This window comes from Pseudomonas sp. efr-133-TYG-23 (genome assembly GCF_030209215.1).
Lineage (GTDB): Bacteria > Pseudomonadota > Gammaproteobacteria > Pseudomonadales > Pseudomonadaceae > Aquipseudomonas > Aquipseudomonas rhodesiae.
This window is the reverse complement of sequence record NZ_JARVSL010000027.1, coordinates 1-14,023: the sequence shown is the minus strand read 5'-3', so window position 1 is coordinate 14,023 and position 14,023 is coordinate 1. Positions and strand designations below refer to the sequence as shown.

13 protein-coding genes are annotated in these 14,023 nt (G+C 60.7%); 3 read left to right on the top strand and 10 right to left on the bottom strand.

Annotated features, from left to right (window positions below; all coding sequences use genetic code 11):
• Nucleotides 1-14: 14 nt before the first annotated feature.
• The 8 genes from QRN41_RS17935 to QRN41_RS17900 all read right to left on the bottom strand — a co-directional run bounded on the left by QRN41_RS17935 (nt 15) and on the right by QRN41_RS17900 (nt 8,919).
• Nucleotides 15-752: a pilus assembly protein gene (locus QRN41_RS17935; protein WP_034137143.1), complete on the bottom strand. Its 738-nt coding sequence runs from the start codon at nt 750-752 to the stop codon at nt 15-17.
• Nucleotides 753-772: 20 nt separating this feature from the next.
• On the bottom strand, nt 773-1,297 hold the full coding sequence (locus QRN41_RS17930; RefSeq protein ID WP_123480605.1) for a CS1 type fimbrial major subunit: 525 nt from the start codon (nt 1,295-1,297) through the stop codon (nt 773-775).
• Nucleotides 1,294-2,040 carry a pilus assembly protein gene (locus QRN41_RS17925; protein ID WP_052229510.1) on the bottom strand — a complete coding sequence of 249 codons (747 nt, stop codon included), beginning with the start codon at nt 2,038-2,040 and terminating at the stop codon, nt 1,294-1,296. The genes QRN41_RS17930 and QRN41_RS17925 overlap by 4 nt, the downstream gene beginning before the upstream one ends.
• 30 nt (nt 2,041-2,070) lie before the next feature.
• Nucleotides 2,071-3,300 carry a hypothetical protein gene (locus QRN41_RS17920; RefSeq protein ID WP_285421936.1) on the bottom strand — a complete coding sequence of 410 codons (1,230 nt, stop codon included), beginning with the start codon at nt 3,298-3,300 and terminating at the stop codon, nt 2,071-2,073.
• Nucleotides 3,297-4,532: a hypothetical protein gene (locus QRN41_RS17915; RefSeq protein ID WP_184336243.1), complete on the bottom strand. Its 1,236-nt coding sequence runs from the start codon at nt 4,530-4,532 to the stop codon at nt 3,297-3,299. Before QRN41_RS17915 ends, QRN41_RS17920 begins: the two co-directional genes overlap by 4 nt.
• The gene (locus QRN41_RS17910; protein WP_262383461.1) at nt 4,529-5,809 is read right to left on the bottom strand and encodes a hypothetical protein; all 1,281 of its coding nucleotides are present in this window, start codon (nt 5,807-5,809) and stop codon (nt 4,529-4,531) included. Before QRN41_RS17910 ends, QRN41_RS17915 begins: the two co-directional genes overlap by 4 nt.
• On the bottom strand, nt 5,787-8,312 hold the full coding sequence (locus QRN41_RS17905) for a CS1-pili formation C-terminal domain-containing protein (protein ID WP_167416373.1): 2,526 nt from the start codon (nt 8,310-8,312) through the stop codon (nt 5,787-5,789). Before QRN41_RS17905 ends, QRN41_RS17910 begins: the two co-directional genes overlap by 23 nt.
• Before the next feature lie 115 nt (nt 8,313-8,427).
• Nucleotides 8,428-8,919 (bottom strand): CS1 type fimbrial major subunit, encoded by a 492-nt coding sequence (locus tag QRN41_RS17900; protein WP_285421935.1) that lies wholly within the window; start codon nt 8,917-8,919, stop codon nt 8,428-8,430.
• A gap of 522 nt (nt 8,920-9,441) precedes the next feature.
• Here QRN41_RS17900 and QRN41_RS17895 point away from each other — a divergent pair.
• Both QRN41_RS17895 and QRN41_RS17890 read left to right on the top strand, forming a co-directional pair.
• The gene (locus tag QRN41_RS17895; protein ID WP_034096085.1) at nt 9,442-9,990 is read left to right on the top strand and encodes a PadR family transcriptional regulator; all 549 of its coding nucleotides are present in this window, start codon (nt 9,442-9,444) and stop codon (nt 9,988-9,990) included.
• Complete coding sequence (locus QRN41_RS17890) at nt 9,987-10,754, top strand: siderophore-interacting protein (RefSeq protein ID WP_285421934.1); 768 nt, start codon at nt 9,987-9,989, stop codon at nt 10,752-10,754. The genes QRN41_RS17895 and QRN41_RS17890 overlap by 4 nt, the downstream gene beginning before the upstream one ends.
• Nucleotides 10,755-10,832: 78 nt before the next feature.
• On the opposite strand, the gene QRN41_RS17885 is transcribed toward QRN41_RS17890, so the two are convergent.
• Nucleotides 10,833-11,459 (bottom strand): Pr6Pr family membrane protein, encoded by a 627-nt coding sequence (locus tag QRN41_RS17885; protein WP_285421933.1) that lies wholly within the window; start codon nt 11,457-11,459, stop codon nt 10,833-10,835.
• Between the two features lie 4 nt (nt 11,460-11,463).
• The gene (locus QRN41_RS17880; RefSeq protein WP_285421932.1) at nt 11,464-11,697 is read right to left on the bottom strand and encodes a VF530 family protein; all 234 of its coding nucleotides are present in this window, start codon (nt 11,695-11,697) and stop codon (nt 11,464-11,466) included.
• A 149-nt stretch (nt 11,698-11,846) separates the two neighbouring features.
• Here QRN41_RS17880 and QRN41_RS17875 point away from each other — a divergent pair, with 149 nt between their 5' ends.
• Nucleotides 11,847-13,865 (top strand): TonB-dependent receptor, encoded by a 2,019-nt coding sequence (locus QRN41_RS17875; RefSeq protein WP_285421931.1) that lies wholly within the window; start codon nt 11,847-11,849, stop codon nt 13,863-13,865.
• Nucleotides 13,866-14,023 lie beyond the last annotated feature (158 nt).

Genomic DNA, 14,023 nt, shown 5'->3' with positions numbered 1-14,023 from the left:
CCTGCCGGGGTCCGTCAGCGCACTTCGATCCTGCGCTGCGCATCGCCTTCCCACAGATAGAAGCGGTAGACGCGCCCAGCCTTCTTGTCGAAGCTGAAGGTGCGGCCGGGGAAGATATGGTTCTTGGTGGTTGGCGCGCAGTCGGTACTGTCATGGCCCGCACAGTCCTTGAACTCATCGACCAGTACCACGGTGTTGCCGGCATTGCGCATGACGTAGCGCTGCCCACCGTTCTCGATCTTCGTGTCGAAGCGGCTGTCCTTGGGACGAACGAAAAATACCGTGCCATAGCCAGCCATCACCTGCACGCCACCGGCCAGGGTGTTTTTATAGGCTTCGCGTTCTTCATCGCTGACCTGGAACTCATCGTCTTTCTCCGGCGCCACCGGCAAGTAACGCACGCGGAAGTAGCGCTCCTTGTCACGCTCGCCCATAAACAACAAGCGCGTGCTCTGCACACCGCCGGCCGGCACGATCAAGCGCGCCGGGCTGGCGATCAGGCCGTTGCGCACACTGCCGTCGGCCTCGGTCTTGAGCGGGACTTCGTCGTAAGTGCCGTCGGGTTTGTAGAGCATTTCGGTGATGTTGACCTTGACGAAAGCGGTCTTGGTGCCGCCGTTGAAAACCCGCTTGAGGTAGGTGCTTTTATCGCCGCGCAGATAATCGTAGAAATCCCCGACATTGATACTCGGCCCCGCCTGGGCACTCAGGGCACACAGCAACAGGCCCAGCCCCGCACATACACGCTTCATAACCGCTCCTTTGCACACCATCATGGCCTCACCGCATCAAACAGCAGCTCGACGCTGCCGTAGTAGTCACCTGGGGTAAACCCATCCGGCGGCTCGACGGCCGAGATATCCAGTAGCACGCGCTTGCCCTGGCGCGCTTCGTCCTGGGGCACCACCAGGGTGTCCTCCAGGCTCAGCACTTGGCCGTTGAACGTGACGCTCAGGTCGATGTAGGTACGCCCGCCGTTGAACAGGGTGGGCAACGCACCCAGGCGCGCATTGATGCCGCCGGCGGAACTCTTGACGTCGAAGTGTTCCCGCAAGGGCCGCAGGCGCCCCGGCACCAGGTCCCAGATCATCTGTTGTTCGCGCTCCAGAAAACCGGGCGTGATCGGCAACACGTAAAAATCCTGGGTGGGGATGGTCACCGACACATCGAACACTTGCACTTCACGAACCGCCTGTGCCGCAGGGCTGAACACCGCGCCACCGGTGAGCAGCACCAGGCCCAGCAGGGCCGGACCGCCTCGTTTCCACCCACGATGGGTGCGTTTACTGACTCTCATCCTTTGACCTCATAAGGTTTCTTGTCGCTGCCTTCGATCAGGGTGAAGCGGTAGGTCCGCCCCTTTTGCTTGTCAAAACCAAACGTGCGACCGGGCAGAATGTGGTTCTTGGTGGTTGGCTGGCAGTCCTTGGGATCGGCCGCGGAGCAGTCCTTGAATTCGTCGACCACCACCACACTGTTGCCCGCGTTGCTCAGGCGGTAATGGCCGGCGCTGTCGTCGACGCCGGTCTGGAAACGCGCGTCCTTAGGCCGCACGAAAAACACCGTGCCATAGCCCGCCAATACCGTTACCCCGGCAGACAAAGCGCCTTTATAGGCTTCGCGTTCTTCTTCCGAGAGAGCGAACTCGTCGTCCTTTTCCGGCATCACCGGCACGAAGCGCACGCGGAAATAACGCTCTTTTTCCCGCTCGCCCAGGTACAGCAGACGCGTGCCCTGCATGCCGTTGGCCGGCACGATCAAGCGCGTGGGGCTGGCCATCAGGCCATCGCGCAAACTTGCGTCGGTGGCGGGTTTGACTTCCACCTCTTCGGAGGTGCCGTCGGCGTTGTAAAGGATCTCCAGCACCTGGACCCTGACGAACGCCGTGCTGTCGCCGCTGTTGAACACGCGCTTGAGGTAGGTGCTCTTGTCACCGTCCAGGTAGTCGTAAAACACCCCGACATTCAGGCTGGGCCCGGCCTGCGCCCCCAGCGGCAGGCCGCACAGCAACCACAAGGCCCACACATATTTGCTCCACATAACGCTCTCCAATAACACGTGTGACGTCGTTTACAGGTCCGAATCCCAGATCACCGTGGCCATCCCCGAATAGGTGCTGCCGCCCTGGCTCAGCATGTTGTCGGTGTGCTCTCGGCCAACCTCGAAATGCAGGGTGCCGGGCCGGCGATTCACGTAGTGCCCAGGCTGGAACAGTTGGGTACCCGCGCCGCTGAGCAACAGGGGCTGGCGGTTCACCGCCGAACCATCGGGGCGGTTCAGGCCATAGGGCAGGCTGACGCTGATATCTAGTGGCACTTGATGGCCGTCGGCGTTACGCAAGGCGCAGGTGTCGCCCATCACGCGCTCGCATTCCAACTGCATCTTGAAACGCGAAGACGCGGAGATATTGAAGGTCTGGTCACGGAACAGCCGCGCCGGTTTACGCCCCTGATTCAGCCAGGCTTGCCAGCCGCCCTGGGGCACCAGTTCGATGCGGTTGCCGCCGGGGGGCACTTCGACCTGCAAGGTGTGCAGCACATCCAGACTGAAATTGAGGGTCAACTGGTTGTCGCTGGGGATCACCACGTCGCCGAAATCGAAGTCCTGATGCGGCCCCATGGTGTAGGTGATGTTGCCGACGTATTGCCCTGACGACATGCCCAACGGGTTGGGGGTTCGCAGTGCATAGGCGAACTCGAAGGTGCTGTACCAGAACCGCGTGATGGTGGTGCCGGGGAATCGGCTGCACACCCCCGCTCCCTCCGGCACCAGCCAGAAGAACAGAGCCAGGGTGTTGTTGCCGGTGAGAAACCCGGTGCTCTGGCAAGGGCTCGGCGCAGTTGACCACTGCCCTTGCCAGGAATACCCAGGCCGCGCCCAGGCACTGGTGTTGGGGCGCACATCCCAACGGTGCCCGATCCCGGCAATGCGCACCTGCACGGTTTCGGTTTCGCCGGTACGGGCATGGGTCACCTGTACATCCCGCCACTCGGACGGCACTTTCCACATTGCGCCTTGGCGCGGATCCTCGTGAAAGGCCTCGATAGGCGCGTTGGCGTTGGCGGCAAAATTGCTGGTGCGGATGGTGAAAATCCCCATCTGCTGGCAGCGAATCGGCATGTGTCCGGCACATATACCCGTCACCGGTGTGGTGTTGCGAAACTCGTTCTTGGTCGGGTTCGCCGGGTCGGGGATAAATTCGGCGGTGATGTCCTGGGACAGCGCCTGTGCCGTGCCGGTAGCGCCAAGGCCCAACAGGCCGGCCAGCGCGACGCGCGCCAATCGTGATGTTCTGCTCATAGATCCGAATCCCAAATAACAGTGGCTTGTCCCGAATAAGTGCTGCCGCCCTGAGCCAGCATGCTGTCGGCATGCTCTTTGGCGACCTCGAAATGCAGGGTGCCGGGGCGGCGATTGACGTAGTAGCCAGGCTGGAACAGCTCGGTGCCCGCGCCGCTGAGCAGCAAGGGCTGACGGTTCACGGCCGAACCATCGGGGCGGTTCAGGCCATAGGGCAGACTGACGCTGATATCCAGTGGCACTTGATGGCCGTCGGCGTTGCGCAAGGCGCAGGTGTTGCCCATCACGCGCTCGCATTCCAACTGCATCTTGAAACGCGAAGACGCGGAGATATTGAAGGTCTGGTCACGGAACAGCCGCGCCGGTTTGCGCCCCTGATTCAGCCAGGCTTGCCAGCCGCCCTGGGGCACCAGTTCGATGCGGTTGCCGCCGGGTGGGACTTCGACTTTGAGGTCGTGCTGAACCTCCAGGAAAATACTGAAGGTCAGTTGGTTATCCGTGGGAATCAGCACATCGCCGAAATCGTAATCACCGCCAGGCCCCATTGTGTAGGTCAGGCTGCCCGTGTATTCGCCACTGGACATTCCCAAGGGGTTGGGGGTCCGTAGCTCATAGGCGTACTCCATCTGGTAGATACGCATATAGGCCAATTCTTGGGAGGGCTTACGACTGCAGACCCCAGCGCCTTCCGGCACCATCCAAAAATAGGTAGCGGTTTGCAAACCAGCCTTCAAATGACCGGTTGAAATACATGGGCTCGGCGCCCTTGCCCATTGTTGTGTCCAACCAACCCCAGGTTGCGCCCAAGCAGAAACCCCAGGCGGACGCGGCACCTGCCAAAGACCACCAAAACCGGCAATGCGCATTTGCACTGTTTCGGTTTCTCCGGTCTTGGTATGCGTCACCAACACGTTCCGCCAATGCGACGGCACCTGCACCATGAACCCCTGTCGCTCATCGGCGTGATTGGCCAGGATCGGGCCGTTGGACAACGCGTCAAAACCGGGGATGCGAAGGCTGAACAGATTCAGGGCCTGACACTGCGTCGGGATATGCGACTGACAGATAGAACTGATCGGCGTGGTGTTCTGGAACTTGTTGACCATGGGGTTGGCAGGGTCCGGTTTGAACAGCGCGGTGATGTTCTCGGATATGGCCTGGGCTGTCCCCGTCCCTCCTAGGCTCAACAGTCCGACCAAGACGGCAAGGTTCAACGGTGATGCGCGATTCATAGATCCGAATCCCAAATAACGGTGGCTTGCCCCGAGTAAGTGCTACCGCCCTGAGCCAGCATGCTGTCGGCATGCTCTTTGGCGACCTCGAAATGCAGGGTGCCGGGGCGGCGATTGACGTAGTAACCAGGCTGGAACAGCTCGGTGCCCGCGCCGCTGAGCAGCAAGGGCTGACGGTTCACCGCCGAACCATCGGGGCGGTTCAGGCCATAGGGCAGACTGACGCTGATATCCAATGGCACTTGATGGCCGTCGGCGTTGCGCAAGGCGCAGGTATTGCCCATCACGCGCTCGCACTCCAACTGCATCTTGAAACGCGAAGACGCGGAGATATTGAAGGTCTGGTCACGGAACAGCCGCGCCGGTTTGCGCCCCTGATTCAGCCAGGCTTGCCAGCCGCCTTGGGGCACCAGTTCGATGCGGTTGCCGCCGGGTGGGACCTCGACCTTGAGGTCGTGCTCCACACTCAGCGTAAAGTTGAAGGTAAGGACGTTATCGTTAGGCATCATGACGTCGCCCATATCGAAATCCATCCCCGGCCCCACCGTATAGGTCAGGCTGCCCACGTAATCGCCCGAGGACATGCTCAGCGGATTCGGCGTGCGCAGCTCATAACCCAGGTACAGCGACGTGTAGCGCAAGTTCGGCACCCGGAACAATGCCTGTTTGACACAGGTTCCATCTCCTTCCGGGATTCGCCAAAAATACGATGAGCCCGTCGAAGTGACTGTTTGAGTTCCGCTGGTTTGCCTGCACGGCAGAGCATCCCTGGCCCACCAGCCGCCGCGCCACATCAAGTTATGCCCAGCGGCGCCCCCAGTCCCGGTCATTTGCGAGACATTGCCGCCCAGCTCATGCCATCCACCCAAGCCACCAATACGCATGTCCAGCGTTTGCTGCTCGCCGGTCCTGACATGCGTGACCTGCACTGAGCGAAACTGCGAGGGCACTCTGAACATGGCGCCTTGGCGCATTTCATTGTCGGCGGCGATGGGCCCATTGGCACTGAAGCTCAAGGGCGATAGCAAACTGGCCAAGCCCCATGTTTCACAAAACGCCGGTTGCCACAGACAATGCCCCAAGTTCGGTGAGGTGTTGACGAACTTGTTCACCATAGGGTTCGCCGGGTCGGGTTTGAACACTGCCGTCACTTCCAGTACGCCCGCGAAAGACAAGGGTGTTGCAACCCCCAGTACCAGCGCGATCGCCACACGCTGGATGCGTTTGAGCCCTGCTCTGCACAAAATCACACCGTTAACCCGCTTTGCCACTGCCATTGAAGGCCTCCGCTAACGTATCCGCGGTGCAGCGCAAGTCGCCGATCATCAGCACGTTGCTTTCCTCACGGGCCTTGGAAGGATCGAGTCGGAACTGGCAGAGCAACTGGTTGTTGCGCCGCACTTCGAGGGTTGGCGAGCTGGCGTTCATCTCAAGCGAGAAGAAGCCGTCGACTTCGCTGACGCCACGGGTGGCGTGGTTGATCACATGCAGGCCCTTGAGCGGCTTGCCCTGAGGGTCGACCAGGCGCCCGAGCACGGTGACGGTCTGCATCACGCTGATCTTGCGGTAATCCACCCCGCCCTTGTTCAGGTGGTAGCGCGTCCGTTGCGGCTGGATCGAGGCCGACGGCCCATGGTTGCCTTCGAAGTCGAAGCTGACCGAGCTGCCTTTGTAGGCCGCCACCGGAATGAAGTTACGCCCCGGCCGCAATGCCGTGCTGCCGCCGCTCATGTCATCGGCGCGCAGGGCGATGTCATCCACGTCGGTTTCCACGTCCACGATCAAGCCGGAACCGGACCCGTGGTACTGGCTGGTGAGCACCATTTCCCGCTGCCCCATGGCGAAGGTGCTGTCCAGGTTCAGGCCGCCGGACAGTTCGTTGTTGAACGAAGAACGCTGGACGAAGCCGTCACCGGTAACCACATCGTTCTGGAAACTGGCCATGCCGGACAGACCGACGCCGTAAGTGTCGGTGATCGCGGTCGCCGACACGCTTTGCAGGACGTGATCCTTGAGGTCTTTGCGGTAGGTCAGCGAGGCGTTGTTGTCGCGAGTGCCGTCACGGGCGGTACGGGTGCCGATGCTGGCGGACCATTGCTCGCCCGGCGCACCGAGGGCCAGGCTGACACTCAGGTCGACGCCGCGGTTGCGCCGGTCGCCGGTGCTGGCGGTCGCCGGCCGGTCGAACACCGACAGCCGCCAGTTGGCGTCGTTGCCGAACAGGTGGGTGCGTTCGGTCCAGCCCAGGTCCAAGCCCAAACCATCGGTATTGCCTTGGCTATAAGACACGCGGCCATTGATCGAACGCAGGTTGCTGAGCCGGTGGTTGAGGGACAGCGATGCGTTGCTGGTCTGGCCGACGAACACATCGCGCTGGCGGATGCGCGTGCCGTCGGGCAGGGTTTCGTAGGTGTTGCGGGTGTCGAGCCAGCTACGGGTGTAGTTGAACACCACCGTGCCGGCACCGTAGTTGTAGAGGGCGTTGAAGTCGGCGCCGGTGCCGTATTTTTCGGTCTGGTACAGGTTGGCATACAGGCTGGCGTAGTTGGCCAGGGTCCAATCGATGGAGGTGCCGTACTGCATGTTGTCCTTGACCTGGCGCCCGGACACGCCCAGCACCACGCGCGGGTGTGCCAGGTAATTCAGCGAGACCCCGGCGGTCGGATCGCCGCTGGTCTGCTCTTCGTAGTTGCTCAGCAGTTTGCTTTCCCGGCCAGCAAACAGGTTGTAGCGCCAGCGCTCGTCGAGGTTGCGCCAGTTGTTGGGTTTGTAGACCAACTCTTGTGTGGTGCTGGTGATCTGGCCGTCTTCGATCAGGCGCACTTCCACTTCATAAATGCCGCCCGGCAAGGCACGGGTGTCCAGACTCTGCAAACCGCTGCCGACGGCCTGGGTGTTGATCAGCAGGCCATTGCGGTAAATCTCCACCGATGCCTGGCGGCTGGCGGTGACGTAAATCGGATACACGGCAGGCTTGGGGTTGTTGATCATCAGGCTGTCGGAGCTGCCGTACATCACCCCGATGGCGGTGTCCGGGCTCGCGCCGAAGGAGCGCAGTTGGCGGGTCAAGCCTTCGGAGTTGGGGGTGAAATAGCCCAAACGCAGGAAATTGCCTTGCAGCTCGCGCTGGGTGTAGAGCGAATAAACGGCGTGGTTGAGGTCCTGGTCATCCGGCCCGCCCAGCCGCGACAACTGCATGTTCAGGGTCTGGCTCCACAGGCCCAGGCTGCTGCTGGCATCCAGGCCGAAGCGCCCGCCCAGGTCCTGGCCTTCACCGCCACTGAGGTTCAATTGGTTACGTACGATCAAGCCGGTGCTGCCGCCGGTGGGCAGGAAGTAGTAACGCTCTTCGTCGGCGTCACGTTCGGCGTCCTCGGTCAACAGGGAAACCTTGGAACCTTCCAGGTTGTAGTGCACCGCCAGGAGTTTTTCCGGGCAGTTACTTTCGCAGCTTCCCAGTTTCACGCCTTGTTTCAGATAGTCGGCCCAGCGATCGCGCTCGTCGTCCTTGATCACGCTGCCGTCGTGGTCGGTGAATTCGAGCAAGGTCAGGCGGTCATCCCGCGATAGCACCACCATCGCTTCAGAAACAAACTCCTGATCGAGTTCAACCCTGACCGCCAGAGGCACATCAAAAAAATGCTCTTCAAAGTCTGCCGGCAAACCCTTGGCCTGGGAGAGCAAACTACGGGGTGTGGTGCCGTTGGCGGGATCTGCCGCCAACGCGCCCGCACAAAACAACAGGGCGAGCGCTGCCGCGATGGGAGTCATCGGGAACATGAACGGAATACTCTGATTTTCGAACTGCAATAAGGGAACCGATCAACCGACATGACTGCCTGCCGATCGGTATCACTACCCAATAAGCCGACGCTTATTGATCAGCGGGCCTGCCTCACTGAGTGACGCGAGGCTCGTGATCGAACACGATGGTGTAGTTGGTGGTGAAGAGCCCGGAGACACCGTCAGCCGGCTTGGCCGCGGCAATCACCAGATCAGCCTGAGTACCCGGAGTGGAGCTGGCATCGTCGACCACTTCCAGCGGCGAGCCGGTCAGCACCACACCGTTGAAGGTGTTGGTCAGAGCGATGGCGTCGGTGCCGTTGCTCAACGAAGCAGGACCACCTTCGATGTAGGCTTTGATGGAGCCTTCGGTGTTTTTCACGTCGTAAGTGGCGCGCAAGGAACTCAGCTCACCGGACACGGTGTTGTAGTTCATGACTTCGTCACGACCAAAGTTCGGGTCACGCGGCTGAACGTGGAACTGTTTAGTCGGGATCGTGGCCTTGATGTTGATGACGCTGGACGCTTCACCGACAGCGAACACACTGGACGAACCGAAAGCCAGGGCAATCAGTGGCAGTACGAAAGCGGTTTTTTTAAGCATTTTAAGTACCTGTTATCGCATTAAGAGCGTTAGTTGAAAAACTCAGTTTCGTGCGTGGCACAACTCGAAAAACCGAGTCCTGCGACGCACGTAAATAGTCCCTCGAAACGCCTTTTCGCGAAGCCAGTACTTTCGTTTAAAGCAGTAGTTAATCACGACACGACAAGACAGAAGAAAACCTTGATATTCAATATCATGGATATTAACTGTAAGCCGCTTATTACATCACTTAATGCAGCGTACTACTTGCATTAACAACTCGACTGTAAGACGAATACTACATGCCGTACAGGGCCTGATTATTATCTGTTTTAGAGTAATAACTCCAACTAACAAGTTAGTATCAGACACTTGAAAACGCTACTTATTTGCTGAGTAAAACAGCCGATCAGCCGCCGTTGCAGACCCAGTGCAGCCCAGCTCGCAAGGGCTTGCGCGCGCCGATACCGTTCGTCAGAGGTTTTTGCATGACTCATAAGATATATCTTACGTTGTATCTAAATGAGACAGGAGAGCATGACCATGAGAGACCCTCATCACCACCGAGACCACGGTGACAGCCGCGACGGCTTCGACAAACGCCCCGGCCGCGAACGCGGCGGGCGCGGCCCACGGGTGTTTGCGCCGGGGGATTTGAAATTGCTGCTGCCGGCGCTGATCGCCGAACAGCCGTGCCATGGCTACGATTTGATCCGCCGCATCGAAACCTTGTTCGACGGCGCCTACACCCCCAGCCCTGGGGTGATCTACCCCACGCTGACGTTCCTGGAAGAAAGCGAGTTGATCGCCGGCGACAGCGAAGGGGGGAAAAAACGCTACACCATCACCGACGCCGGTCGTCTCTTCTTGAGCGAACAGGCGGTTGCCCTCGATGGCATTCGTTTGCGCATGGACGTCAGCAAACGCTCGTTGCGCGGCCACGACCGCCCGCCGGAAATCCACGAGGCGGTGCATAACCTGCGCCATGCCTTGCATTCGCACCACGGGCGCTGGAGCCCGGAAGAAATCGTGCGGGTCGCCGCGCTGCTCAACGGCACCGCCCAAGCCATCGCTGACGGGAAAGCTCAATGAATAAGCCAGGTATCCACCGCGTCACCCACGAGATCAAACGCCGCCGCCTCGACGTGCTGCGCGTGGTCGACATCACTCCACGCATGCGCCGCATCACCTTGGGCGGGCCGGAACTGGCGGGCTTTATCAGCCTGGGCAGCGACGACCACATCAAGCTGCTGTTCCCACGCAACGCGGCCGAACAGGCCGCGCTGGACAGCCCGACGTTCAACATCAAGGGCGACGGCCCGCAACCGGCCATGCGCGACTACACCCCGCGCCGTTATGACGCGCAATGCGGCGAACTGGACATCGACTTCGTGCTGCACGGCGATGGCCCCGCCTCCACTTGGGCCGCACAGGCTAAACCCGGCCAGCACCTGCACATCGGCGGGCCACGGGGTTCGATGGTCGTGCCGGACATGTTCGACAGCTACCTGTTGATCGGCGACGAAACCGCGCTGCCGGCCATCGGCCGACGCCTGGAAGAACTGCCCGCCGGGCGCAAGGTATTGGCTGTGATCGAAATCGCCGATGCGGCGGAACGCCAGACGCTGCACAGCGACGCCGATGTCGAGGTGATCTGGGTGCTGCGCGGCCAGGATGACCTGCTGGAAACCGTGCAAAACCTGACATTGCCCCAGGGCTCGCTGTACTGTTTTGTGGCGACCGAGACCCAATTGGCGCGGCGGGTGCGCCGGGTGTTGCTCGATACGCATCGGGTTAACGAGGAATACCTCAAGGCCGTTGGCTACTGGCGCGCTGACGGCAGCGAAGAGGCATAACTCATCGCTCCAGCAGGATGAAGACCCACTCCTGATAGCAGCATGTCAGCCGACGATGAAGCGGCTGACATGCCCGCATCAGCGCGATGGCGCTCGCAAAGACTTGTCCATCCCCACCACCAGCAACGCAATCAGCACAAACCCCGCCAGAATGCCGCCGGCATTCACGAACACCTGTGGATAACCCAGCGTGCTCACATCGATGAACGGGTACTGATACTGCCCGAGCAAATCCCCCCGCAACAGCGCGTAGCCGAAGTACACCAGCGGGTAAATCACCCACAGGCCGATATGGGTTAAACGCAACTGCCCCTTGGGCACGCAACGCCACCAATACAGCGCAAACAGCACGGGCATGACGTCGTGCAGCAATTCGTCGGCAATGAATTGAAAACCTTCGGGCTGCCACAGATGTCGCAGCAACAGGTTGTATGCCACGCCCACCACCACAATGCTCACCGCGATGCCGCTACTTACCGCCGGCGCGAGAAAAAACCGCTGCGCCGCCGACGGGCGTTTGACCAGGGCATAACTGAGCACCACCGCCGCCAGGGTGTTGGTCAACACGGTGAAGAAACTGAAAAAGTTGATCAGCCCGCCCATCAGGCTGGCGCCGGACTCCCAGCGCGAATAGAAAATCAGGTACTGCTGAATCGCCAGGCCCACCCAACCGGCCAGTGCCGCTGCTGCCACATACCGCTTCATGGGATCAATCCAACGGTCGTTTGGTGCGCATCAGCTTCACGTACAGCCCTTCGACTTTTTCCCGCGCCCACGGGGTTTTGCGCAGGAAGGTCAGGCTCGACTTGATACTCGGGTCGCTCTTGAAGCAGCGGATATCAATGCGCTCGGCCAGGCCTTGCCATTCGTAATGTTCCACCAGCGTAGTGAGGATGTGTTGCAGGGTGATGCCGTGGAGCGGGTCGTTGCTTGTCGCGGTCATGCCAGGCCTATGAAAAAAGGGGTCGGAAAGGTGCACACCTTATCACCCCGTCAGACCAGGTAAAAAAGTTCCCGTTCCCAGCGGAAAAGAGATGTTATATTGTAACTATAACTTTCAAATCTTTTCGCCGTTTTTCCAAGGAATGTCCGATGTCCCTCCCCTCCCTCTGGCGCTTGACTCCACTGGCCGCCGCTGTGTTGATCTGCACCGAAACCCACGCTCTGGAACTGCCGACCCAAGTCGTTACCGGCAATCCGCTGGGCAGTGAACAACTGGCCTCGCCCACCACCGTGCTGGAGGGCGATGAACTGACCTTGCAGCAAAAAGGCAGCCTCGGTGAAACCCTGAACAAACAGCCGGGGGTGTCCTCGTCCTACTTCGGCCCGGGCGCCAGCCGACCGATTATTCGCGGCCAGGACGGCGACCGCATTCGCCTGCTGCGCAATGGCGTGGGCGCGCTGGATGCGTCGTCGCTGTCTTACGACCATGCGGTGCCGCTGGACCCGGTCAATGTAGAGCGCATCGAGATCGTGCGGGGCCCCGCCGCGCTGTTGTACGGCGGCAGCGCCATCGGTGGCGTGGTCAATACCTTCGATAACCGCATCCCTACCGAAGCTATCGAAGGCATCCACGGTGCCGGCGAGCTGCGCTATGGCGGCGCGGACACCACCCGCAGCAGCGCCGGCAAACTGGAGGCCGGCAACGGCACGTTCGCGCTGCATCTGGACGCCAGCGCGCGGTCGTTCAATGACCTGAAAATCCCCGGTAGCGCACGCAGCCGCCACGCTCCGGACAGCGACGACGGCCCCGGCAAAAACGGGCGCCTGGGTAACAGCGACGGGCGTCAGGACGGCGGCGCAGTGGGCGGCTCCTACACCTGGGACGACGGTTACGCCGGGCTGTCCTACAGCAACTACGACAGCAACTACGGCTCGCCCGCTGAACAGGACGTGCGTATTCGCATGCAGCAGGATCACTACGCGTTCGCGTCGGAGATCCGCAACCTGCAGGGGCCGTTTACCTCAGTGAAACTCGACGCGGGCTACACCGATTACGAACACCGCGAAATCGAAGGCGGCGAAACCGGCACGGTGTTCAAGAACAAAGGCTACGAAGCACGGGTGGAGGCGCGGCATCAGCCGATCGGCCCCCTGGATGGCGTGGTCGGTGCCCAGGTGACGCGCAACGAGTTCTCGGCCCTGGGTGAAGAAGCCTTCGTGCCGCAGACCGACACCACCGCCGGCGCACTGTTTATCCTCGAAGAACTGCAAGCCACCGAACGCCTCAAGCTCAGCCTTGGCGGGCGCCTGGAGTACACCCAAGTCGACCCGGACGCCAAGGGCAACGCGCGTTTCGCCGGGGCTGACCAAAGCAATAACTTCACCGCCGGCAGCCTGTCGTCGGGTGCGGTGTATACGCTGACGCCGATCTGGTCCCTGGCCGCAACCCTGGGCTACACCGAGCGGGCACCGACCTTTTATGAGCTGTACGCCAACGGCGCCCACGTCGCTACCGGCACATTCGAGTTGGGCGACGCCAATCTGAACAAAGAAAAAGCCGTATCCAGCGACCTGGCGCTGCGTTTCGACAATGGCACCCACAAGGGCAGCTTCGGTGTGTTCTACAGCCACTTCTCCAATTACATCGGTTTGTTGGGCACCGGTCGTACGCTCAACGACGAAGGTGAAGAAGACCCGGCCGGCATCCCTGAGTACGAATATTCCGGTGTGCGTGCGCGATTCGCCGGCTTCGAAGCCCAGGACCACTGGAAACTTGGAGAAGGTGCCTACGGGAAATTTGCGCTGGAACTGTCAGGCGATTACACCCGCGCCACCAACCTGGATACCGGCGAAGCCTTGCCGCGCATTGCGCCATTGCGCTTGAACAGCGGCCTGCTGTGGGAACTGGACCGCTGGCAGGCGCGCATCGACGTGGAGCATGCCGCCGGCCAGGGCCGCGTACCGGATAACGAAAGCGGCACCGATGGCTACACCACCCTGGGCGCCAGTGCCGGCTACCGCTTCAACGTCGGCGGTAGCCAATGGCTGGCCTTTGTGAACGGTGAAAACCTCACCAACCAGACCGTGCGCTACGCCAGCTCGATCCTGCGCGACATCGCCCCGGCACCGGGACGCAGCGTGCAAGTGGGCATTCGTACGACCTTTTAAAAAGCCGAGGTTCTTATGGTGAAGGCGCCGGCCCCGCGCGGGGCAAGCCCGCTCACCACAAAAGAGCCGCTTCTTTTCAGCAAAGAAATATAGATACCCGCGTTGCACGCTGTGGGAGGGGGCTTGCCCCCGATGGCCATCGGCATCTACATAGATCT

Bases quoted from the DNA above. Each gene is read 5' to 3' on its own strand.
- QRN41_RS17920 (WP_285421936.1), bottom strand. From the start codon at position 3,300: ATGAGCAGAACATCACGATTGGCGCGCGTCGCGCTGGCCGGCCTGTTG.
- QRN41_RS17875 (WP_285421931.1), top strand. From the start codon at position 11,847: ATGTCCCTCCCCTCCCTCTGGCGCTTGACTCCACTGGCCGCCGCTGTG.
- QRN41_RS17925 (WP_052229510.1), bottom strand. From the start codon at position 2,040: ATGTGGAGCAAATATGTGTGGGCCTTGTGGTTGCTGTGCGGCCTGCCG.
- QRN41_RS17910 (WP_262383461.1), bottom strand. From the start codon at position 5,809: ATGGCAGTGGCAAAGCGGGTTAACGGTGTGATTTTGTGCAGAGCAGGG.
- QRN41_RS17890 (WP_285421934.1), top strand. From the start codon at position 9,987: ATGAATAAGCCAGGTATCCACCGCGTCACCCACGAGATCAAACGCCGC.
- QRN41_RS17880 (WP_285421932.1), bottom strand. From the start codon at position 11,697: ATGACCGCGACAAGCAACGACCCGCTCCACGGCATCACCCTGCAACAC.
- QRN41_RS17900 (WP_285421935.1), bottom strand. From the start codon at position 8,919: ATGCTTAAAAAAACCGCTTTCGTACTGCCACTGATTGCCCTGGCTTTC.
- QRN41_RS17915 (WP_184336243.1), bottom strand. From the start codon at position 4,532: ATGAATCGCGCATCACCGTTGAACCTTGCCGTCTTGGTCGGACTGTTG.
- QRN41_RS17885 (WP_285421933.1), bottom strand. From the start codon at position 11,459: ATGAAGCGGTATGTGGCAGCAGCGGCACTGGCCGGTTGGGTGGGCCTG.
- QRN41_RS17935 (WP_034137143.1), bottom strand. From the start codon at position 752: ATGAAGCGTGTATGTGCGGGGCTGGGCCTGTTGCTGTGTGCCCTGAGT.
- QRN41_RS17905 (WP_167416373.1), bottom strand. From the start codon at position 8,312: ATGTTCCCGATGACTCCCATCGCGGCAGCGCTCGCCCTGTTGTTTTGT.
- QRN41_RS17895 (WP_034096085.1), top strand. From the start codon at position 9,442: ATGAGAGACCCTCATCACCACCGAGACCACGGTGACAGCCGCGACGGC.
- QRN41_RS17930 (WP_123480605.1), bottom strand. From the start codon at position 1,297: ATGAGAGTCAGTAAACGCACCCATCGTGGGTGGAAACGAGGCGGTCCG.